The following is a 22,013-nucleotide window of genomic DNA, read 5'->3' on the forward strand; positions in this document are numbered from 1 at the left end:
CCTAGAACGACAGGGCTTTCAGATAGGCCGCAAAGTCAAAGCGGAACTGATATTCCGACGAGGCACTAAGATCATCAAGGATGCGGCTTTCGCCTGTGCGCGCAAAGCCGCATTTCTCATAGAAGCGATGACCCGCTTCAAACCGCGTATCGGTCCAGAGCATCACGGTTGCGCAATCCGGATGGTTCTCCACCAACCATGCCAGCGCCTTGGCCATCAGTTTCTGGGCCATGCCCTGCCCACGGGTCTCGCGATGCAGATAGACCTTGTGAAGTTCTGCTTCCCTGGTCGCCGCGTCATATTTAACACCAAAACACCCCAGAACCCGCGCCGCCGGATCAACCACAACCCAGATCCGCCCGTCGGCCTGTTTGAAATCATCGGCAATCGCATCAAGTTCGGGGAATTCGAGCCCGCGATCAAAGACGCAGCCGGGATATTCGGCAAAAACCCCCGCGATCAGGACCGCGATCGCGTCACCATCGCTGTTAAAGGCCGGACGAATGACAAGATCAGCCGGATTGGCGCGGTCCGGGCGTACAATATCCCCCGCCATCAGCCCAGAACCACGCCCTTTGCCAGTTTGTCATAACCGCGCAGCACCGCATCGGTATCCATCGCGGCCTTGCCCGGGCGCTGAATGCGGGTCGGGCGAAGCGCCCCGCTGCCACAACCAATTGTCAGGGCATCGTCAAGAATCTCGCCGACCGGACCGGACTGGTCGATCACTTCGGCGGCTTGCACCTTGATCCGTTCCTTGCCCAGTTCGAAATAGGCTCCCGGCCATGGCGTAAAGGCACGGATTTTCCGTTCCAGACTCGCCGCATCATCGGCAAAATCAAGCTTGGCCTCGGCACGCTCAAGCTTGGCGGCATAGGTCACGCCCTCCTCGGGCTGTCTGGTTGCCGTCAGTTCACCCTTTGGAAGCTTATCCAGCGCTTCAACAATCATCTCCCCGCCCAGTGCTGCCAGATCATCATGGAGCGCATTGGCATAGGTTTCCGGGGTAATCGGAATGTCGCGGATCAGAAGCATATCGCCGGTATCAAGCCCGACATCCATCTGCATGATGGTAACCCCCGTCGCCGCGTCGCCTGCCAGAATGGCCCGCTGGATCGGGGCCGCCCCGCGCCAGCGCGGCAACAGTGATGCGTGAATGTTCAGACAGCCATATTTCGGCGCATCAAGGATCGCCTTGGGCAGAATAAGCCCATAGGCCGCCACCACCGCAACATCGAGATCAAGATCGGCAAAGGCCTGTTTTTCCTCGTCGGACTTAAGCGATACGGGATGGCGGACTTCTATGCCCTGCTCGGCGGCCCATCCATGAACCGGGCTTGGCGTTTCCTTTTGACCACGGCCGGCCGGACGCGGCGGCTGGGAATAGACGCACACAACATCGTGCCCGGCTGCAACCAGATCCTTAAGCGCCACAAGGGCAAAGTCCGGGGTTCCCATAAAGGCAATACGCAGCTTGGTCATATCGTCACGTCCATTCATCACAAGATTGGGCATTCATCACAAAATCGGGGCAAGACCGGCGGTCTTTGCTATTCCAGGGCGGCAATTTGGCGCTATCTTGTCGAAATGACAAGCCAAGCCTTATTCAAGCCGCGCAAATACCCGGTTGATCATATCTGGCATGCCGATTGGAGCATATCGGTCAAGGCCCGCTGGGTGGCCAAAGCCCGCCGGACAACAAGCGGCTGGCAAATACATGCCATCGAACCGGTCGGGATGCTGAACCAGTTTCGCCATTCCATGTACGAGCGTGGCCGGGACCAGCGCATCTGGCTGGGACTTGATATGCCCATCGGCTTTGCCCGCTACTGGTATGATGGCGCAAATATAGCCGACTTCAAGACACTCACAGATCTGCTATTTACCAAGGATTGGCGCGAATTCTCCGACGTCTGTGAAACCCCCGACCAGATTTCCCACCGGCGTCCCTTCTACCCTAAATCATCGGGCATCAAGGGCAGTGTAAAGCGCGAACATCTTGTTTCGGCGCTTGGGCTGTCTGATTTCACTGATCTGCATCGCCAATGCGAATTCCCGACCGACAAACGCAACGCCGCGTGCCCGTCCTTCTGGACATTGGGGGCCAATCAGGTCGGCAAGGGCATGCTCCATGGTCTTGAACATCTGGTCATCCCCGGATATCGCAACGGCTTTCATATCTGGCCGTTTGATGGTGATCTTGCAACCTGTTCTGCCCAACCCGGCGTCACATTGATCGAAACCTATCCCGGTGAAATCTATGACTGGCTGGGCATAAGTGAGTTAACTAAATCAAATCAGAAAAGCCGTGCAGATGCCATCAAACATCTGCGCACCTATGCCCCCGAAAACGGGATTGAAATAAGCCCTGCCGTCCTCGCCGACATCCAATCGGGATTTGGCCCGGAACAGGGGAAGGATGATGCGTTTGATGCGCTGGTTGGTGTTATGGGACTGATCCGGATCGCCGATGGCAAGCGTCCCGAATTTCTGCCAGACGATCCCTGCATCCGTAAGCGCGAAGGATGGATTGCCGGTCTTGATCCCGACACACTCAAACGCCCGGGTAAATAAATCCGGACAAATAAAAAGGGCCGGATAACCGGCCCCTTTGCATCAGATCACAGTGTAATCAGCGTCATCAGGCAGACTTTTTCGTCTTCTGAAGCTTCTGGACCTTTTTCAGAATCATGTTGCGCTTGAGCGCGCTCAGATAATCGGTGAACAAAACACCGTCGAGATGATCAATCTCATGCTGGATGCAGGTCGCAAGCAGGCCTTCTGCCTCGATCTCATGTTCCTTGCCATTTTCGTCAAGGTAACGCACGCCGACCTCGGCCGGGCGTTCAACATCGGCATATTGTTCCGGGATCGACAGACAGCCTTCCTGATAGACCGACGTGTCTTCGGACTCCCAGATGATCTCCGGGTTGATCAGTTTCATCGGCTCGGGCTTGTCCTTGTCATCGGATACATCCATGACGACAACGCGCTTCATCACACCGATCTGCGGTGCCGCAAGACCAATTCCCGGTGCCGCATACATGGTTTCAAGCATGTCATCAAGCAGGGTTCTGATCTCATCATTCACGTCCGTGACCGGTTCGCATTCCTTTTTCAGGCGCGGGTCTGGAACGATAAGGATTTCACGCAGGGCCATGGGTCTCTGATCCGATTTCGAACTGAATTCTGGTCTGTATTATAGCGAATTTCGCGCTTCGAGATAAGGTTTCCCGACGTCCAAGTCAAGAAAGCTGGGCCAATCGATGGCGGGTATCAGCCATGTCACACCCGGTTGATACCCCGATCCACCCTTATTCCTCGGCGGGATTGTCGTCCGGCCCGGCCAGAAGTTCCATCTTTGTAATGTCACGTACATGGGTTTCGGACGGGGCGGGTTCCTCGATCATGCGGTCATCGGCAACGATATGCTTTTCCTTAAGCTTCCTGGCCGACACCAGAACCGATCCTTCAAGCGAACCAAGCGTCTTGTTGTAATTCTTGACCGTGCTTTCAAGCGACTTGCCCATGGTGCTGAAATTCTTGGCAAGCGTGCCAAGACGATCAAACAGCTGCTGGCCAATCTCGCTGATATCGCGCGCATTTTCAGCCAATGCTTCCTGACGCCAGCCATATGCCACCGCCTTGAGCAATCCCAGCAAGGTGGTCGGGGTCGCAAGGATCACGCCATCGCGGAAACTGTCCTCGATCAAACGCGGATCGCGTTCAAGGGCCGCCGAGAAGAAGCTTTCCCCGGGCAGGAACAGCACCACGAATTCCGGACTGTCGACCGACTTCCAATAGGATTTCTTCGAAAGGTCCGTGATCACCTTGCGCACATTGGTGACATAGGTCGCCATCAATGCTTCGCGGCGTTCATCGTCATATTTCTCGTCAATCGCCTCGAGATAGGCCGATGTCGGGGCCTTGGCATCAACCACAATGTTTTTCCCACCCGGCAGGTGAATGACCATATCGGGTTTCTGGATGCCCTCGTCGGTGTTGAAATGGACCTGCTCGTCAAAATCACAATGCTTGAGCATCCCGGCCAGCTCGACAATGCGCTTAAGCTGCAACTCGCCCCACTTGCCCGATACCGACGAGCTTGACCGCAAGGCCGAGCTGAGCGTCTGGGTTTCCTTCGAAAGCCGGTTCTGCGATTGCACCAGGGTTCCAACCTGCTCGCGCAGCTCGCCATAGGCTTCCTTGCGGTTTTTTTCAAGTTCGTTAACCTTGGTATCAAAGGCCTCAAGACGTTCCTTGATGGGTTTCACAAGGCCATCAATTGCCTGCTGACGTTTTTCCAGATCGCCCTTCGCCCCTTCCTGAAGGCGCGAAAAGTTTTCACGTGCAAGTTTCAGGAACTCGTCATTATTAATCTTGAGCGCATCGGATGACAGCGCCTTGAAACTATCAAGAAGCTTGGTCTTGGCATCTTCAAGCATCGCCAGTTTTTCAGCCGCCGCCTCGCGCTCTTTCTCAAGTGCAGTCTCAAGCTCCGATCCCTTTTCGCGCCAGTGATCAAGGGCAACACGCAGTTCCTTCATCTCGGCTTCAAGGATCGGCACCCGGTTGGCTGTGGTTTCGGCAATGGCCCGCTTTTCCGAACTTTCCGCGAGCTTGTCGCGCGTCACGGCCAGTTCTGCTGCCAGATCACGCCGGGTTGCTTCGGTCTGTTCAAGCTGGGATGCCAGCAATGCGGTGCGCGACTCTGTTTCGGCATTGGCGGCATCCTTGCTGCGTTTGATCATCAAGATGCAGAAAACCAGCGCCAGAACAGCCGCGCCAACCGCGCCTGCGGCCAAAGAAATCGGATCCATTGTCCCACCATTTGTTTATCGCCTGGACTCTTTGTATCTGTTTTGTTCCATCAAATCCAGAACCGAACAAAAATGAATGCGATCAAAACAGATCCGAATTTCTGTAAACCGTTGCTGGCATGAATGGAAATTTCAACTATATATCAACGGGATATTCAGGAACAATCGACGCCACCAACCAAACCTGTACGTCTTGATCTCATTCATCTACGCCGATACGCGGGTCATTTGCGCCCGAATTTCGGCAGGCAATCCGCCATATTGAGCAGTCCTAAAGTTGTATTCCCTGAATATCTTCTGCGCACTAGCATAGGGCGCAAGCGACAGGATCATTTTGTCCGCCCTGTATTCCGTAACGAAACAGGCACCGCGGCAAAACCGATCCCTGAACCGCACCGAAATACCGCATCGGGACAGACTCCTTTCCGACACACCGGAAATAGGAACCCCCACCCGGCGCATTACGAGACCACAGGAAACGAACAAGAGGCCACATATGTCTGCGAACGTTTATCCCGTCCCCGGCGACATCGCAAAGAATGCCCTGATCGACAAAACAAAATACGACGCCATGTACAAACAGTCGGTCGAGGACCCGGATGGCTTCTGGGGCGAACATGGCAAGCGCATTGACTGGATCAAGCCATACAGCAAAGTCAAAAATGTCAGCTATGACGCCAAGGATCTCTATATCAAGTGGTATGAAGACGGCACGCTGAACGTTGCCGCCAACTGCCTTGACCGCCATCTGGAAAAGCGCGGCGATCAGACCGCCATCATTTTCGAAGGCGATGATCCCAACGTTTCCGAACATATCACCTATCGCGATCTGTACGAGCGCACCTGCCGTTTCGCCAATGCGCTGAAATCGATGGGTGTTGGCAAGGGTGACCGCGTTGTCATTTATCTGCCGATGATCCCCGAGGCCGCTGTCTCCATGCTGGCGTGCGCGCGCATCGGTGCGATCCATTCCATCGTCTTTGGCGGCTTCTCGCCCGAAGCCCTTGCCGGTCGCGTCGAGGATTGCGGTGCGAAGGTTGTCATTACCTCTGACGAAGGCCTGCGGGGCGGTCGTGCGGTTCCGCTCAAGCGCAATGCGGACGAAGCGCTTTCTCATCCGGGCGTGAAATCGGTCGAGAAAATGGTCGTCGTCAAACGCACCGGCAAGGACGTTGCCTGGAACGACACCCGCGATGTCTGGTATCACGAAGTCTGCGCAGCGGCATCCGCCGACTGCCCGCCGACCGAAGTCAATGCCGAAGACCCGCTGTTTGTTCTTTATACCTCGGGCTCGACCGGCAAGCCGAAAGGTGTTCTGCACACCTCGGGTGGCTACCTTGTTTATGCGTCCATGACCCATCAGTATGTCTTTGATTACCACGAAGGCGATGTTTACTGGTGTACGGCCGATGTGGGCTGGGTGACCGGTCACAGCTATATCGTTTACGGCCCGCTGGCCAATGGTGCCACGACCCTGATGTTCGAAGGTGTGCCGAGCTATCCGGACGCATCGCGCTTCTGGCAGGTCTGCGAAAAGCACAAGGTCAATATCTTCTATACCGCACCAACCGCCATTCGTGCCCTGATGCGCGAAGGCGAACAGTGGGTAAACAAGGCCGATCTGTCCAGCTTGCGCATCCTTGGTTCGGTTGGTGAACCGATCAACCCCGAAGCCTGGGAATGGTATCACGAGCATGTCGGCAAACGGAATTGCCCGATTGTTGATACCTGGTGGCAGACCGAAACCGGCGGCATCCTGATTACCCCGCTTCCAGGCGCAACCGACCTTAAACCGGGTTCGGCAACACTTCCGTTCTTTGGCGTTCAGCCTGCCCTTCTTGATAACGAGGGCAAGGAACTGACCGGTGCGACCGATGGCAACCTTGTGATCAAGGACAGCTGGCCGGGTCAGATGCGTACGGTCTATGGCGACCATGAACGCTTCATCCAGACCTATTTCAGCACATTCGCCAATGTCTACACCACCGGCGACGGTGCCCGTCGTGACGATGACGGCTACTACTGGATCACCGGTCGCGTCGATGACGTGATCAACGTATCTGGTCACCGTATGGGCACGGCCGAAGTCGAAAGCGCGCTTGTCGCCCATTCCAAGGTTGCCGAGGCCGCCGTGGTTGGCGTTCCGCACGACATCAAGGGTCAGGGCATCTATGCCTATGTCACCCTTAATGCCGGTGAAGAACCGACCGAGGAGCTCCGTCTTGAGCTGGTCAAATGGGTCCGCAAGGAAATCGGCCCGATCGCAAGCCCGGACTTCATACAGTGGTCACCGGGTCTGCCGAAAACCCGTTCGGGCAAAATCATGCGCCGTATCCTGCGCAAGATTGCCGCTAACGAATATGATCAGCTTGGCGATACCTCGACCCTTGCCGATCCGGGCGTGGTCGACGATCTGATCGAAAACCGCCAGAACCGCTAAGGTCCGATCCCTCAAGATCGATCCACACAGAAAGCCCGCCGAGATTTCGGCGGGCTTTTCTTATTCAATGGACACGCACAAATCCCCGACGGACAAGATGGCCCTTACAGTTCGACTGGCGACACACCGTTTCTTTGCCCTGCACCCCGACGGCCAAGTTCACGCGCAAGCGCGATGAAAGCTTTGTGTCCTGCCGATAGGTTGCGGCGCCCGGGATAATAAAGACACAGCTCGGATAGCGGGAATGTCCAGTCCTCCAGAACGCGAACAAGTCTCCCTGATTCGATATCCGCCAATACGTCTCGCTCGATAAAGCATCCGACCCCGACACCTTCCAAGACTGCAGCCCGCGCCAGACTTGCCTCATCGAGCGTCACGGGTCCGTTCACATCAATCTGAACGGCTTCCCCATTCTTTTCGAACCGCCATCGGAAAACCGACCCGTCCGGCAAGCGAACACGAACACATTTGTGGTTCAAAAGATCAGGCGGAACCATTGGCTTGCCGTGATGCGCGAAATATTCGGGTGATGCAACGATGGCGTATTTTTGCGCATTGCCAAGCGGTACTGCAATCATATCACTGGGAATGAGATCCCGGATGCGAACGCCAAGGTCAAAACCTTCCGCAACAATGTCAACCAGCCGCCCTTCCGTCACAACATCAACATGCATGTCCGGAAACCGCCGTAGATACTCAAACACAAGTGGCGAAATCACTTCGCGGGCTGCGAACGGGGCTGCATTGATCCGAATGGTGCCAGATGGCGTTTCGCGCTGGGAACGCACAACTTCAAGTGCATCATGCATGTTCTGAAGAACCGGGCCCACCTGTTCAACGAACAGTTTGCCTGCATCCGAAAGCGAAACACTGCGTGTTGTACGATTGAACAATCTAACACCAAGACCCGCCTCAAGCTTCCCGATGGCATGACTGAGTGCAGTCGTCGACACGCCCATGTCAACCGCCGCCGCCCGAAACGTTCCCCGTCTGGAAATTGCCATTACAGCATCCAGATCGTTCAATACGACACGATCCATTATCCCGATCCATTCATCACTACATGAAGAATTATCCTTATTGTTGATACAATATTTCAGGACTATCTGTCGAACAATCAATCACCAATACGGAGACAGATGATGGATATGCCTAATGCCGTGAAAACCTATTTCAGTGCTGATCAAGGCCAAAACGCCGATCTTCTGACCGACATTTTCTCATCAGACGCAATTGTTCATGACGAAGGTGAAAACCATACCGGCACGGGCGCAATACGCACCTGGTGGCTGGCGGCCAAGGCAAAGTACAACCATGTTGCCGAACCGATCGAGGCAAACACAAATGGCGACAGGGTCACCGTCCGCGCCAAGGTCAGTGGCACCTTCCCCAACAGTCCGGTCACACTCGATTATTTCTTCCACGTCAAAGACGGCAAGATCACCGAAATGGGTGTAGAATAATGACAGATTTTCTGAAACTTACCGGAAAACGCGTCCTGCTAACCGGCGGCACAAAAGGTGCAGGCGCTGCAACCTTCCAACTGTTCCGCGACTTTGGCGCAAACGTGATCACTGCCGCACGTTCCCGCCCCGAAACCCTTCCCGAAGATGCGTTTATCGCCGCCGATCTGACAACGGATCAAGGATGCATATCAGTCGCCGAAGCGGCACGGCAACGGCTTGGCGGGGTTGATATTATTGTCCACATGCTCGGCGGGTCATCTTCTCCTGCTGGCGGGTTTGGCGCCCTTTCAGATATGCACTGGCATCAGGAACTTGATTTGAACCTGTTTCCCGCGGTGCGTCTGGACCGACAGCTTGTTCCCGACATGATCAAACAGGGGCATGGCGTGGTGGTTCACGTCTCCTCCATTCAACGACAACTGCCGCTACCGGAATCGACAACCGCCTATGCGGCGGCAAAGGCCGCCTTGTCGACATACAGCAAGGCGCTTTCAAAGGAAGTCTCGCCCAAAGGTGTCCGGGTCGTGCGGGTTTCACCGGGCTGGATTGAAACAGAAGCCGCCGTGCGTCTGACCGAGCGACTGGCAGCCCAAGCCGGGACTGACTATGCAGGCGGCAAAAAGATCATCATGGACTCGCTGGGCGGGATCCCGCTTGGCCGTCCGGCCAGCCCCGAAGAAGTCGCCAACCTGATCGCCTTTGTCACCTCTGATCGCGCAGGCGCGATCACTGGTACAGAATATGTTATTGATGGCGGCACAGTCCCGACGGTTTGACCAAGCCCAACAGGGGCCCCGCCATTCAAGGCCTTTGTCCCGCATGCGACAAAGGCCCCCGAACAGGGCAGGCCCTTGCGCATCGGGCTTTTCCATCATCGACAAGCGCGTTACGAAAGACCAAAGCCGGTCAATTCTTCACTAAGCTTCCAAAGACGTTCGGCAATGTCGGCGTCACACGCCCAGGGCCGCACACCTTTACGTACGCCCTGATCCGTAATTGTTATCGGCGCAATGTTGCAATCTTCGCAATAAACCCCGCCTTTGTCTTCAAGCTCAGGGCTGATAGCGCACCACATTGTGGTTGCCGCTCCCTGGTATATATTCTTTTTACCGTTTTCCGGATCGATGATGGGTATTCCGTTATCGTCGACAAACCCTGTTGCCTTGATTTGGTCATCCGTCATGAACTGTGCCAGATTGGTACTGACAATTCCGCCCGGATGCAGCGAAAACGCCCGGATACCATCTGATTGCCCACGCCGATCAACTGCCATCGCAAACAACGCATTCGCAGATTTTGACTGTCCATAGGCTTCCCATTGGTCATATGCCCGGGACATGAAGTTCGGGTCGTCAAAATCGACCTGACCACGGAAATGGCCGCGTGAAGAAACCGTCACCACGCGCGACGTACCTGCCATTCGCAACGCAGGCCACAAACCGACAGTCAGCTGAAAATGTCCAAGATGATTGGTTGAAAACTGTGCTTCAAACCCCCGGTCATCACGTATCAACGGACAAGCCATGATGGCCGCATTGTTGATCAAAATATCCAAGGACTGACCCGTCTGCGCAAACCATTGGCTGAATGCCGTGATTGACTCTGGATCCATCAGGTTCATCGGAACAATTTCCATGTTCAGATCCGCATAAGGCTCGATTGCAGTTTGTGCCTTTTCAGGATTGCGGGCGGGCAAAATAACCTTCGCACCGGCCTGGGCCATAAGTCTGGCAACTTCTAAACCGATGCCGGAATAACCGCCCGTCACCACCGCGACTTTTCCGTAAAGATTGTGACCTTGGATAATTTCAGCAGCCGTCGAAGCTGCGCCAAATTTGCTCTGAAGTGGTGCCTGTTCTGTCATCTAGGGATCTCCTTTGTGAACAAGCCCCTTTGTAATGCATCTCAATTGTACTATTAATAATAATTGGTACATTAAACTTTCGAGATCGTACAAAATGATAGGTGATCCACTCTCAAGCTCTCTGAAGCTTGTCAATGCAACTGCCATTCTTTCGGGCGGATTGAAGATTGGTGGCGCCTGGGGGTTCTCGTTTCCACCGCCAACCAAGTTGAAATTCATCGCCATTGTCGAAGGTTGTGCTCAATTGCGGTTCTTCGATGATCCGGGTCTCATTACGCTCGAATGCGGTGATGTCTTGCTGTTAAATGGCGCGACTGGATTCACCATCTTCAGCGATCCTGATGTGACCCCTGTTGAAATCAGTTCCGTTTTTCGATCAGGGGAAAAAGCTGACAATATCTTGACGATCGGCCAGGACATCGATTTCTATTTAATCGGTGGCCATATTGATTTTAATCAGATCGGTCGAGATATCCTCGTCAATGCCCTGCCAAAACAACTCCTGATCCCGGCGAGCAACAGTGCGGCGGGGACGATCACCTGGTTGCTTCAGCATCTTGCACGGGAAATGGCAAACGAAAAGATCGGCAGCCAGATCGCCAGCACGCAACTGGCGCAGCTTGTTTTCGTACAATCCTTGCGTGCCTATATCGAACAATGTGACATGATCCCGGTGGGCTGGCTGCGGGGTTTGGCCGATAAACACATCGCACCTGCCTTGCACTTGATGCACGACGATCCGGCTTACCAATGGCAACTCGAAGAACTCGCTCATAAAGTCGGCATGTCCCGCACCGGATTTGCAGAACGTTTTCGCAAAACGGTTGGCGTCACGCCACTTGGCTATCTGCGTAATTGGCGCATGCGCCTCGCTGAACAAGCTTTACGCGACACCAATGAAACAATCGCGACGATTGCCCTGTCTTTGGGTTACACCTCGGAAAGCGCCTTCAGCACCGCATTCAAACAGGTTATTGGTACCGCTCCGCGGAACTACCGCAGCGAAAACAAAACAGCGCCGCTGGATCTGACCGATTGGGCAAATAAAATGCCATTCCCCGACCATGTCGGCTTTGCCTCCTGACCTCTTGCAAACCTGCCGCCGGGAAATTGCCGGTTGTGTCAATTATGGAATTGCTATAAGAAAACCCCGCTGCGACGCAGCAATATTGATCTTCCTGTGACGGACACCGGGCCGATGTAAGAACTGTTTCAATAAATTCCTGCCTGCGACCAGCCTGAAAAATTTCGGTGCCCATGTTGTCTGCGCGGCAGTGATGAAACAGCAATCCGCCCAAAGAATTTTCTGAAATGCCAATGAATTGCTTGTCCGCCGCATGGCGTGACAAAACGAAATAGTGACTGGAGAGAGTCTGTGAATACCGATTTGCTTCCGCGTTTGCGGGCTGAGTGGCTTGGCAACATTCGCGGCGACGTGCTTTCGGGCCTTGTGGTCGCCCTTGCCCTGATCCCGGAAGCCATTGCCTTCTCGATCATCGCCGGTGTTGACCCCAAGGTCGGGCTTTATGCCTCCTTCTCGATTGCGGTCATCACCGCGATCTTTGGTGGGCGTCCGGGCATGATTTCGGCGGCAACGGCGGCGACCGCGGTTCTGATGGGCTCGCTGGTACGTGAGCACGGGCTTGATTATCTGTTGGCGGCGACCATTCTTGCCGGTCTGATCCAGATGCTGGCAGGGGCGTTCAAGCTCGGCAATCTGATGCGTTTTGTTTCGAAATCGGTGATGACCGGCTTTGTGAACGCCCTGGCAATCCTGATCTTCATGGCCCAGTTGCCCGAACTGATCGGTGTGTCAAACATGACCTATGTGATGGTCGCGGGCGGCCTTGGCATCATTTACCTGTTCCCGCGCATCACCAAAATCATCCCGTCGCCGCTGGTTTGCATCATCGTTCTGACCATCATTTCGCTGTTCATTGATGGTGGTCTGCGCACTGTTGGCGATATGGGCGCCCTGCCTGATGCCTTCCCGGCGATCTATCTGCCGGACGTGCCGCTGAACCTTGATACCTTCCTGATCATCCTGCCCTATTCGGCGGCGGTCGCGGCGGTCGGTCTGCTTGAAAGTCTGATGACTGCCCAGATCGTTGATGATCTGACCGACACGACGTCCAACCGCACACGCGAATGCTATGGTCAGGGGATTGCCAACTTCTTTACCGGTTTCATCGGTGGCATGGCCGGTTGTGCGATGATCGGTCAGTCGGTAATCAACGTCAAATCCGGTGGCCGTTGCCGTCTGTCTACCTTCCTTGCCGGTATCTTCCTGTTGATCCTGATTGTGGTGCTTGGCGATCTGGTCGCGATCATTCCGATGGCTGCCCTTGTTGCCATCATGATCATGGTATCGGTCGGCACATTCAGCTGGTCCTCGATCAAAAACCTGCGCGAACATCCGCGCAGCTCGTCCATCGTGATGCTGGCCACCGTGATCACGGTTGTCGGCACGCACAACCTTGCCATCGGCGTTCTGATCGGTGTGCTGCTTTCGGGCATTTTCTTTGCCTGGAAGATCGCGCAGATTTTCCGCATCACCAGCACGCTTTCAGCTGATAATACCCATCGCACCTATGAAGTCCGTGGCCAGATTTTCTTTGCCTCGGTCGAAGACTTCACCAAGGCATTCGATTTCCGCGAAGCCCTTGATAAAGTGACGATTGATGTCAGCCACGCGCATATCTGGGACATTTCAAGTGTTGCCGCCCTTGATATGGTCGTGCTCAAATTCCGCCGTGAAGGGGCCGAGGTCGAATTGATCGGTCTCAATGAAGCCAGCGAGACAATTGTCGATAAACTGGCCATCCACGACAAGCCCGGCGCGCTTGAACGCCTGATGGGCCATTAAGGCCACTGACCGGAAAAAGGGAAACGATCCATGACACATCTGATCGCACTGATTGACGGCTCGGGCTATTCGCAAAGTGTCTGTGACCTGACGCGCTGGGTGGCCGAACGCACCGATGCATCGGTTGAACTGATGCATGTGCTTGGTCGTCGTTCAGTCAGCTCGGAACCCGCTGATCTGAGCGGCAATCTCAAGCTTGGCGCACGTACCGCCCTGCTCAATGAACTGGCCGAGCTTGACGAGCAGAAAAACAAGCTCGAACTCAAACGCGGTCGCCTGCTGCTTGAAGACGCCAAAACCGGACTTGCAGAAGCCGGTCTTGCCAATGTCGGCACCAAGCTGCGCCACGGTGATCTGGTCGAAGCCATTGCCGAATTTGAAGGCGATGCGGACCTGATTGTGGTTGGTAAACGCGGTGAAGCCGCCGATTTCGCCAAGCTGCATCTGGGATCAAACCTTGAACGTGTGGTGCGTGCCGCCACCAAACCTGTTCTGGTCGCATCCCGCGCGTTCAAGCCGATCAACAAGTTCCTGATTGCCTTTGATGGCGGCGAAAGTGTGATGAAGGCCGTGCGCCACATTGCAGCGGGCAAACTGTTTGCCGATCTGCCCTGCACGCTTCTGTCGGTTGGCAAAGCCACCGATATCCTGCAGGAAAAGCTTGATCAGGCCGCTGCCATTCTACGCAATGCAGGTTATAGCGTTGATGCCGGCTTTGCATCGGGCGAGCCCGAAGACGTGATCAAGGCAAAGATCGAGGCCGATGACATCGGTCTTCTGGTTATGGGGGCCTATGGCCATTCGCGGATCCGCAACCTGATCATTGGCAGCACCACCACCGAAATGGTCCGGTCCTGCCATGTGCCGGTGATGATGTTCCGCTAGGTCAGCGCGAACTTCAATCATCAGACAAATAAAAAGCCCGGCAGTTCATCTGCCGGGCTTTTGTCATACAATTATTCTGATCCCGATCAATGCAGGATAAAACGCCCAAGATTGGCGTTGATCTGGCGTTCAAGTTCGCGATCCAGATCCATCAGAAGGGCAGCGGTCGCGTCATAGATCGCCTGCTCACGTTCCGAGACCGACATCGATTCCGAAAGCGTGCGAGACCGTGCTGCCATTGCCTGTACTTCGCCCTTCTGAACGCCATTGGCATCAAGAAGTTCAAGCTTGGCAGCGACTTTCAGCTCGATCTTGTCGGACTGGTCATCAGTAAAGACCCCCTTGATTCCCTTGGTGGTTTTAAGGGCGCTGGAGATCACGGATGCCTCGGTCACGGAATAGCGCAGCATATCGCTGGTGCCCGCAGTCTGGATGCGGTCATCGGGCCAATTCATCGCCATATTGCCAAGGCTGAATGGCAGGTCTGATGCAATCGATCCGTCTTCGGTATTGCTCCAGGCGGCAACCTTTTCAATCGGGCCTGCGGCAAAGACGATCGGCGTCAGGTGCCGCCATGTCACATCCGGGTAATTTGCCACCGGTGCACTGGTGCAGGCTGCCATCAGGGCAAGTGCCGCACCCGCAACCACGGTACGCAGACCATTGATGGACAAAAGCTTCATGACTTCAAACTCCCCTGCCTTTTATTCAGATGCCGAAAACAACGTATAAAGTGCCAAAACAAAACGCCACCACGGCGTTTATAGCCATGGTGACGTTGCAAGATGATTAAGGCAAGGCTATGACGGCCTAACTGCCTGAAATTTAACAAGGGCCTTTGGATTACTCCGACGGCGTGTTCTCTGCCTTAAGGGCACGCAGGTCTGCTTCACTAAAGCCGTAATGGGCATTGCAGAACTGGCAGGAAACGCCGACTTCGCCGGTATCTTCCTCGCGCATCGAAAGCAGTTCCTCAAGCGGATAGGACGCAAGCGCGCCTTCGATTTTCTCGCGCGAACAACGGCATTTGAACTGAAGGTTCGCCTGTTCGTAAACACGCGGCTCCTCATCATGGAACAGACGCCAGATCAGGTCATGGGCCGAAAGCGAGATATCGACAAGTTCGTTTTCAGTCGCACTGGCCATCAGAATGGTCGAACGGTTCCAGTCTTCGGCAATCTTTTCGGCCTGTTCCGGGTTTGCGGCATCGCCCGATGCGCTAACCGGCATTTTCTGCAGGAACAAGCCGCCAACCCACCAATCCGCCGTGGTTTCGCCAGAATGAACTTCAAGCTTGAACGATGTTTCAAGCTGTTCGGACTGACGGAAATAGGCTTCGGCACATTCCGAAAGCGTTTCGCCCTCCAGTGAAACAATGCCCTGATAGCGGTCATGACTGCCACCCTGATCGACCGTGAAGGCGATATGGCCGCGTCCCATCAGTTTCAGGACCTTGCCGCGCAGTGCATCCTCGCCGCCTTCTTCCTCGGCGATCATGGCATTCAGGCGGGCCTCATCGACGCGCAGGCAGGCACGCACATTCCCGTCGCTGTCAACATCGACCACCATCATGCTGATCGGGCCGTCTGACGACGTCTGAAGGGTAAAAAGCCCCTCATATTTCAGCGACGATGACAGCAGCACCGCAAGCCCGATAATCTCGCCCAGAAGATGATTGGCAAGCGGCGGGTAATTGTGCTGGCCGATAATGGTCTGCACCGTCGGTCCAAGCCGCGCAAAGCGGCCACGGATATTGGAATGATCCAGCGTGAAAGGCTGGCAAAAATCGACTGCGATCTGCATGTTCGGCTTCCGGTGTTTTGCATGTTTGGGGCCGTATAACAATACCAACCCCGTGAGTCGAGGTGCTTTACCCCCTGCCCACTGCCATAATAAAGGGCGGCAACAGCCGCCCTTTTCAATTTCGTTGCGTCTTATTTAGGCGCAAGACTCAGGAAGGCAAGCCGTTAAAGCAGTATAGCAGAACCCCTTTCTGCGCATGCAGACGGTTTTCAGCTTCGTCAAAGACGACCGATTGCGGACCATCAATCACCTCGTCGGTGACTTCCTCATTCCGGTGTGCAGGAAGGCAATGCATGAAGATCGCATCATCCTTGGCCTGTGCCATGGTCTTTGCATTGATCTGATAAGGTGCCAAGGCCTCCATACGGGCGTCATAATCCTCGTCACCCATCGAAACCCAGCAATCGGTCACAACCACGTCAGCACCCTCAAGGGCGCTATCCATATCGGTCATGCGCACCTTGCCACCTTCGGCATTGGCACTTTCAATCAGGCCCTGATTGGGGCGATAACCCGCCGGGCAGGCCAGATCAAGCGAGAAGCCGAATTTCGGCGACGCATGAATAAAGGATGCCGACACATTGTTACCATCGCCGATCCAGGCGAACTTCAGGCCTTCGAGCTTGCCCTTATGTTCCTTGATGGTCATCAGATCGGCCATGATCTGGCACGGGTGGCTCTGATCGGTCAGACCGTTGATCACCGGAACCGTCGCATATTTCGCCATTTCGAAAAGCTTCGATTCATCCGTCGTACGGATCATGATCGCATCGACAAAACGCGACAGAACGCGTGCCGTATCGGCAATGGTCTCACCACGGCCAAGCTGGCTGCTTTCCGCATCAAGAATAACCACATCGCCACCAAGCTGGCGCATCCCGACTTCAAACGAAACGCGTGTACGGGTCGACGGTTTTTCAAAAATCAGCGCAAGCGTCTTGCCCGCAAGCGGCTTTGCACCGAACGGGGCATTACCGGCCTTCTCCGAATCGCCAAGGGCGAGAATATCTTTCAATGTTCCCGACGGCAGTTTGTCGAGATCAAGAAAATGGCGGATATCAGTCATAGCTAAGTCTTCCTTCCTGCGCCCTTATTTCGCCAGAGCTGCGGCTGCTGCTTCAATGGCAGCAAGCGCTTCGTCAACATGGGATTTGGTGATGTTGAGTGGCGGCAGAATACGCACCACATTATCGCCGGCCGGAACTGTCAAAAGGTTCAGCTCGCGCAGTTTGGCGACAACATCGACATTGGTCGGGACAGTCTTCATGCCCAACAACAGACCCATGCCACGGATTTCCTCGATGAAGCCCGGATGTTTCCGGGCAATGGCGTCAAGCCCATCGCGGATCAATTGGCTCATGTCCAGAACATGGTCCATGAAGCCGGGTTTCAAAACTTCGTCCAACACCGCATTGGCGGCTGCCATGGCAAGCGGATTGCCACCAAAAGTCGAACCATGCATGCCCGCCGGAAGGGCCGCAGCGGCCTTTTCCGTCGCCAGAAGTGCCCCGACCGGGAAACCACCGCCAAGGCCCTTGGCCGAGGAAATGATATCCGGGGTCATTTCGGACCATTCATAGGCAAAAAGCTTGCCGGTACGGCCAACACCGGTCTGGACTTCGTCAAACATCACCAGCATGCCGAACTCGTCAGCTGCCTTGCGCACCCCTTCAAGATAGCCTTCCGGCGGACGGCAAATGCCGCCTTCACCCTGGATCGGCTCCAGAAGGATACCACCGGTATTGGGCGTAATCGCATTGCGCAATTCATTGAGATTGCCATAGGCGACGCGATCAAAGCCCTCGGGCATTGGTCCGAAACCTTCGCGGTACTTGTCGCTGTAACCTGCGGTCAGCGTGCCAAGGGTCCGGCCATGGAACGCATTGGTCGCGACCAGAATGCGGTTCTTTTCCGGATTACCCGATACATGCTGATACCGACGCAGCATCTTGATGCCCGCCTCGTTGGCCTCGGCACCGGAGTTACAGAAAAACACCGTATCGGCAAAGGTATTGGCAACCAGACGCTCGGCCAGTTTTTCCTGACCGGGAATACGGTACAGGTTTGAGGTATGCCAAAGCTTGCCAACCTGTTCGGTCAGCATGGCAACCAGATGCGGATGCGAATGGCCAAGGGTATTGACGGCAACACCCGACCCGAAATCAAGGAATCGTCGGCCGCCCTGCGCATAGAGATAAGGTCCTTCACCTTTCTCAAAGGCCAAATCGGCCCGCGCATAGGTCGGCATGACGGGAGTAATCACTTCTTTAATTCCTTGATTAGGGTAAAAATTGGTTTGTTGACCAGTTGGTCAACACCGGCAGAATACCGGGAAGCCGGGGAGTATCAAGAGATTCCTTGACCCTGTCAACGTCCCAAAAACCCCTTAGACCGGCGATAACAGAATGAGAGCGGAAATGAAAAAGGACAGCATCCACTTTTGAATGCTGTCCTTTTGATGTGATTTTGCGCCAATGGCGGCTTTGGCAGGCGATTATGCCTTGAGTTTGTAGCCGCTTTTGATCATGCGATAGCACAGCACCCAAAGCACCGCATTGACCACCGCAAGCACGATGACACCGGTCATGACCGTACCATCCGAAATCCCGGTAAAGCCATAACGGAACCCGTCAATCATGTAGAAGAACGGGTTGAAATGAACCAGAATCTTGCCCGCTTCTGGCAAATTCTCGGCACTGTAAAAAGTACCGGACAGGAACGAAAGCGGGGTGACGACAAAGTTGGTGACAACGGCGATATGGTCAAATTTCTCGGCCCAGACACCCCCGGCAATCCCCAGAAGAGCCAGCATCAGCGATGCCGAAATCCCGAAATACAGGATCGCCCAGATATTATGGATGCTGACATCAACAAACAGCGCCATGCCAATCGCAGTCGCAAGACCGACCACAATGCCACGGGTCACCGCACCAAAGGCAAAGCCAGCCACCATTTCACCGGCTGAAAGCGGCGGCATCAGAACATCGACGATATTGCCCTGTACCTTCGAGATCATGATCGAGCTCGATGTATTGGCAAAAGCGTTCTGTGCCATGGTCATCATGATCAGACCCGGCGCAAGGAAGGTGGCAAACGGAATACCGTTTACGGTTTCAACCGCCCGGCCCAGGGCCAGCAGGAAGACGGCCAGAAACAGCAAACTGGTGATAACCGGTGCACCGACGGTTTGCAGATGCACATTGAGGAACCGACGGACTTCTTTGGCATAGAGTGTCCAAAGACCAAGCCAGTTGACCGCGCCCATCTGACGTGGGGCTAACTCTTTCATAGAACTTCCTTCGGAAAAATGCAGACAATTGCGCGTAAAATAGGGAGAGTGGGGGTCTCCTTGCAAGGGTGCGTATTCATTCATTTTGGCTGATATGGTCGATAAACAGCATCAAAGCCCGGAAACACTGGCGCCAGGCACCGACACAAAGCCTGCGGGAAATGCCCGTTTTACCAGTTTTGGCGGTAAAAATAGCAAAGACAAAAAGCGCGACCCCAAACGTCCGCGCAAAGTCACCCGTGACTATCTGATGAATTATGCCACCTGGTATCTTGAACGCTTTGCCGCGTCCCGTGCCCGGCTTGAAAAACTGATGCGCGGTAAAATCCGCCTGTCTGTTGCCGAATATGGCACCGATCCCGATGAGGCCATCGGGTGGATGAATTCCGTTCTGTCAGCCTGCGAGAAGGCCGGTTTCATCAATGATGACGCCTATGCACGCGGCCGTGCCAGATCGCTCTTGCGCAAGGGTAAGGCGATGCGCGTCATTGCCGCGGATTTGTCCGCACGCGGCATCGCATCGGATCAGATCGATGACGCCATCCGCGATCTTCGGGCCGAGGCCTATCAGGCCGCCTACGAAGAAGTCCGCGGCACCGATCCCAATATTGCCGCCGCCGCTGCCTATGCCAGACGCCGTCGTCTTGGCCCATGGCGCAGACCCGATATCCGCGAGGAAAAGCGGGAAAAGGACATGGCTGCCCTTGCCCGGCAGGGATTTGGCTATGACACCGCAACCCGTATCATCAATAGTGACCTTGATGAGCTTAATGATCTGCTTTCAATGATCGACGGGATTTGATCGCACCCGGTTTGACGGCGCCGGAATTGCCTGATCGGCAAATGCCCGCTATCAAGGGACATTCAGTTTTTGATTCGGAGAGCCCCCAAGATGGTCCGCATCTATCACAATCCGCGCTGCTCGAAATCGCGCCAGACCCTTGCCCTGATCGAGGAAAAGGGTATCACGCCCGAAATCATCACCTATCTTGATACCCCGCCAAGCCCAAAGGAACTTTCCGATATCCTCGCCAAACTTGGCCTGCAGCCCGAAGACATCCTGCGCCAGAAAGAAGCTCGCGAAGAAGGCATTGCCGATCTGACCGGCACCGCCCTGATCGAAGCCCTTTGCGCCCATCCGCGCGCCATTGAACGCCCGATTGTTATCAATGGCGACAAGGCGGCTCTGGGCCGTCCGCCGGAAAATGTACTGGAAATCCTGTGATCGCATGAGGCATGGATGCCCGCCTTTGCGGGTAGGACGGCCGACCGACCCCGTCGTTCCCGCGCAAGCGGGAACCTGTTTGGCCTCAAGCACTGAATGTCGGCAAGCCTGAGCGCAGTATAAATCACCGCAATTTCAAACGCCTGTGCCGGTCCGGCACGGGCGTTTTTCGTAATTAATAAAAGTCGAACACCCTCACAGGCATTATGTGTTGCAGATAACATCAAATCAAAACACCTGTGGGGAGGTCGTTCATGATTGCTGCATTTGCCCTGATCCTTGTCTGCCAGCTTTTTGGCGAGGTGGTCTCGGAGCTTTTTGACTTGCCGGTTCCCGGCCCGGTCATCGGGCTGGTTCTGTTATTCTTTGGCCTTCTGATCAAACGAAAACCGCCAAAGATTCTGACAGATGCCGCCGATAACCTTCTGATCCATTTTTCGTTGCTGTTTGTCCCGGCCGGTGTTGGCGTTGTCACCCAGATTGATCGTCTGAAAGGCGACTGGTTGCCGATTGCTGCGGCCCTGATCATCTCGACCTTGCTGGCAATGGTTTTGACCGCACTTTTGATGTCGAAATTGCTCCCCAAACAGGAAACGGTTGAAAAGGCGGAGGACGTGCAATGAACGAGACCGATATCACCCAGCTTTGGGTTTATTTGTCGACCAAGCCGCTGACTGGCCTGACCATTACGCTTGTCGCCTATGCCATCGGCTTCTGGCTCTATCAGAAAAGCAACCGTAACCCGCTATGTAACCCGGTGGTGATTGCCATTGCCCTGATTGCGCTTGTGCTTCATCTGACCGGCACGCCCTATGCTGCCTATTTCGAAGGCGCACAGTTCGTGCACTTCCTGCTGGGTCCGGCGACCGTAGCACTGGCCGTCCCGCTGTTTCGCCAGACCGCGACGCTTAAACGTGCCCTGCCGGTAATCGCGTTCGGTGTGCTGTTCGGATCACTGGTCGCCAGTGCAAGTACCGTCATTCTGGCATGGGCACTGGGCGCAAGCCCCGAAACCCTGGCGTCGCTGGCCCCGAAATCGGTGACAACCCCGGTTGCCATGGGCATTGCCGAGGAAATTGGCGGCGTACCTGCCCTGACCGCCGTTTGCGTGATTGCAACCGGCATCGTTGGCGCAACCCTTGGCCCGACGGTGATGAACCTTGCCCGGCTCAAGGACTGGCGTGCGCGCGGCTTTGCCATGGGTGTTGCAGCACACGGAATCGGAACCGCACGCGCCTTTCAGGTCAATGAAACCGCAGGCGCATTTTCCGGCCTTGCCATGGGCCTGAACACCATGGCCACCGCCCTGACCATCCCGTTCCTGTGGCACTGGATGTTTGGATAGAAAAAGATCC

22 protein-coding genes are annotated in these 22,013 nt (G+C 55.0%); 11 read left to right on the plus strand and 11 right to left on the minus strand.

Going from position 1 to position 22,013, the window contains the following annotated elements:
• Window position 1 precedes the first annotated feature (1 nt).
• On the minus strand, window positions 2-556 hold the full coding sequence (locus WA318_RS00495; protein WP_336079457.1) for a GNAT family N-acetyltransferase: 555 nt from the start codon (window positions 554-556) through the stop codon (window positions 2-4).
• Entirely contained in the window at window positions 556-1,482 is a 927-nt protein-coding gene (gene fmt, locus WA318_RS00500; protein WP_336080431.1) for a methionyl-tRNA formyltransferase, read from the minus strand. The genes WA318_RS00495 and fmt overlap by 1 nt, the downstream gene beginning before the upstream one ends.
• A 105-nt stretch (window positions 1,483-1,587) precedes the next feature.
• Between fmt and WA318_RS00505 the strand changes: the two genes are divergently transcribed.
• Window positions 1,588-2,574 carry a methyltransferase type 12 gene (locus WA318_RS00505; protein ID WP_336079459.1) on the plus strand — a complete coding sequence of 329 codons (987 nt, stop codon included), beginning with the start codon at window positions 1,588-1,590 and terminating at the stop codon, window positions 2,572-2,574.
• Window positions 2,575-2,641: 67 nt separating this feature from the next.
• Here WA318_RS00505 and def read toward each other — a convergent pair whose 3' ends face one another.
• A complete protein-coding gene (gene def / locus WA318_RS00510; RefSeq protein WP_114096158.1) occupies window positions 2,642-3,160 on the minus strand; it encodes a peptide deformylase in 519 nt (172 codons plus the stop codon).
• 154 nt (window positions 3,161-3,314) lie between these two features.
• Window positions 3,315-4,820 (minus strand): DNA recombination protein RmuC, encoded by a 1,506-nt coding sequence (rmuC, locus tag WA318_RS00515; RefSeq protein ID WP_336079461.1) that lies wholly within the window; start codon window positions 4,818-4,820, stop codon window positions 3,315-3,317.
• 496 nt (window positions 4,821-5,316) lie between these two features.
• On the opposite strand from rmuC, the gene acs reads away from it, so the two are divergent.
• Entirely contained in the window at window positions 5,317-7,260 is a 1,944-nt protein-coding gene (gene acs / locus WA318_RS00520) for an acetate--CoA ligase (RefSeq protein WP_336079463.1), read from the plus strand.
• 104 nt (window positions 7,261-7,364) lie between these two features.
• Here acs and WA318_RS00525 read toward each other — a convergent pair whose 3' ends face one another.
• Complete coding sequence (locus tag WA318_RS00525) at window positions 7,365-8,300, minus strand: LysR family transcriptional regulator (protein WP_114096161.1); 936 nt, start codon at window positions 8,298-8,300, stop codon at window positions 7,365-7,367.
• 99 nt (window positions 8,301-8,399) lie between these two features.
• Here WA318_RS00525 and WA318_RS00530 point away from each other — a divergent pair, with 99 nt between their 5' ends.
• Window positions 8,400-8,723 carry a nuclear transport factor 2 family protein gene (locus WA318_RS00530; RefSeq protein ID WP_336079466.1) on the plus strand — a complete coding sequence of 108 codons (324 nt, stop codon included), beginning with the start codon at window positions 8,400-8,402 and terminating at the stop codon, window positions 8,721-8,723.
• A complete protein-coding gene (locus WA318_RS00535; RefSeq protein WP_336079467.1) occupies window positions 8,723-9,502 on the plus strand; it encodes an SDR family oxidoreductase in 780 nt (259 codons plus the stop codon). Before WA318_RS00530 ends, WA318_RS00535 begins: the two co-directional genes overlap by 1 nt.
• Before the next feature lie 110 nt (window positions 9,503-9,612).
• Here the strand turns inward: WA318_RS00535 and WA318_RS00540 are convergent, their stop codons facing one another.
• Window positions 9,613-10,590, minus strand: coding sequence for an SDR family NAD(P)-dependent oxidoreductase (locus WA318_RS00540; RefSeq protein ID WP_114096163.1), 978 nt, complete (start codon window positions 10,588-10,590; stop codon window positions 9,613-9,615).
• A 94-nt stretch (window positions 10,591-10,684) separates the two neighbouring features.
• On the opposite strand from WA318_RS00540, the gene WA318_RS00545 reads away from it, so the two are divergent.
• The 3 genes from WA318_RS00545 (at window position 10,685) to WA318_RS00555 (ending at window position 14,341) form a co-directional block, all read left to right on the plus strand.
• Window positions 10,685-11,674 (plus strand): AraC family transcriptional regulator, encoded by a 990-nt coding sequence (locus WA318_RS00545; protein ID WP_336079469.1) that lies wholly within the window; start codon window positions 10,685-10,687, stop codon window positions 11,672-11,674.
• A 291-nt stretch (window positions 11,675-11,965) separates the two neighbouring features.
• Window positions 11,966-13,456 (plus strand): SulP family inorganic anion transporter, encoded by a 1,491-nt coding sequence (locus WA318_RS00550; RefSeq protein WP_336079471.1) that lies wholly within the window; start codon window positions 11,966-11,968, stop codon window positions 13,454-13,456.
• A 30-nt stretch (window positions 13,457-13,486) separates the two neighbouring features.
• Complete coding sequence (locus WA318_RS00555; RefSeq protein WP_336079473.1) at window positions 13,487-14,341, plus strand: universal stress protein; 855 nt, start codon at window positions 13,487-13,489, stop codon at window positions 14,339-14,341.
• A gap of 86 nt (window positions 14,342-14,427) precedes the next feature.
• Here WA318_RS00555 and WA318_RS00560 read toward each other — a convergent pair whose 3' ends face one another.
• From WA318_RS00560 to WA318_RS00580, 5 genes are all read right to left on the minus strand, one after another.
• Window positions 14,428-15,024 (minus strand): hypothetical protein, encoded by a 597-nt coding sequence (locus WA318_RS00560; RefSeq protein WP_336079475.1) that lies wholly within the window; start codon window positions 15,022-15,024, stop codon window positions 14,428-14,430.
• A gap of 160 nt (window positions 15,025-15,184) precedes the next feature.
• Entirely contained in the window at window positions 15,185-16,144 is a 960-nt protein-coding gene (gene hslO, locus WA318_RS00565) for an Hsp33 family molecular chaperone HslO (RefSeq protein ID WP_114096169.1), read from the minus strand.
• A gap of 148 nt (window positions 16,145-16,292) precedes the next feature.
• Window positions 16,293-17,210, minus strand: coding sequence for an ornithine carbamoyltransferase (gene argF / locus WA318_RS00570; protein ID WP_114096170.1), 918 nt, complete (start codon window positions 17,208-17,210; stop codon window positions 16,293-16,295).
• Window positions 17,211-17,234: 24 nt separating this feature from the next.
• Window positions 17,235-18,392, minus strand: a complete 1,158-nt coding sequence (locus tag WA318_RS00575; RefSeq protein WP_336080432.1) for an aspartate aminotransferase family protein — start codon at window positions 18,390-18,392, stop codon at window positions 17,235-17,237.
• 246 nt (window positions 18,393-18,638) lie between these two features.
• On the minus strand, window positions 18,639-19,433 hold the full coding sequence (locus WA318_RS00580) for an ABC transporter permease (protein ID WP_114096172.1): 795 nt from the start codon (window positions 19,431-19,433) through the stop codon (window positions 18,639-18,641).
• 94 nt (window positions 19,434-19,527) lie between these two features.
• On the opposite strand from WA318_RS00580, the gene WA318_RS00585 reads away from it, so the two are divergent.
• From WA318_RS00585 to WA318_RS00600, 4 genes are all read left to right on the plus strand, one after another.
• Entirely contained in the window at window positions 19,528-20,235 is a 708-nt protein-coding gene (locus WA318_RS00585; RefSeq protein WP_336079479.1) for a regulatory protein RecX, read from the plus strand.
• Between the two features lie 90 nt (window positions 20,236-20,325).
• Window positions 20,326-20,658: an arsenate reductase (glutaredoxin) gene (arsC, locus tag WA318_RS00590; protein ID WP_336079480.1), complete on the plus strand. Its 333-nt coding sequence runs from the start codon at window positions 20,326-20,328 to the stop codon at window positions 20,656-20,658.
• A gap of 254 nt (window positions 20,659-20,912) precedes the next feature.
• Window positions 20,913-21,281, plus strand: a complete 369-nt coding sequence (locus WA318_RS00595; RefSeq protein WP_336079481.1) for a CidA/LrgA family protein — start codon at window positions 20,913-20,915, stop codon at window positions 21,279-21,281.
• On the plus strand, window positions 21,278-22,003 hold the full coding sequence (locus tag WA318_RS00600) for an LrgB family protein (RefSeq protein ID WP_114096176.1): 726 nt from the start codon (window positions 21,278-21,280) through the stop codon (window positions 22,001-22,003). Before WA318_RS00595 ends, WA318_RS00600 begins: the two co-directional genes overlap by 4 nt.
• The last annotated feature ends 10 nt before the right edge of the window (window positions 22,004-22,013 follow it).

Source organism: Thalassospira sp. CH_XMU1448-2 (assembly GCF_037027285.1).
In the GTDB taxonomy this organism is placed as follows: Bacteria; Pseudomonadota; Alphaproteobacteria; order Rhodospirillales; family Thalassospiraceae; genus Thalassospira; species Thalassospira profundimaris_C.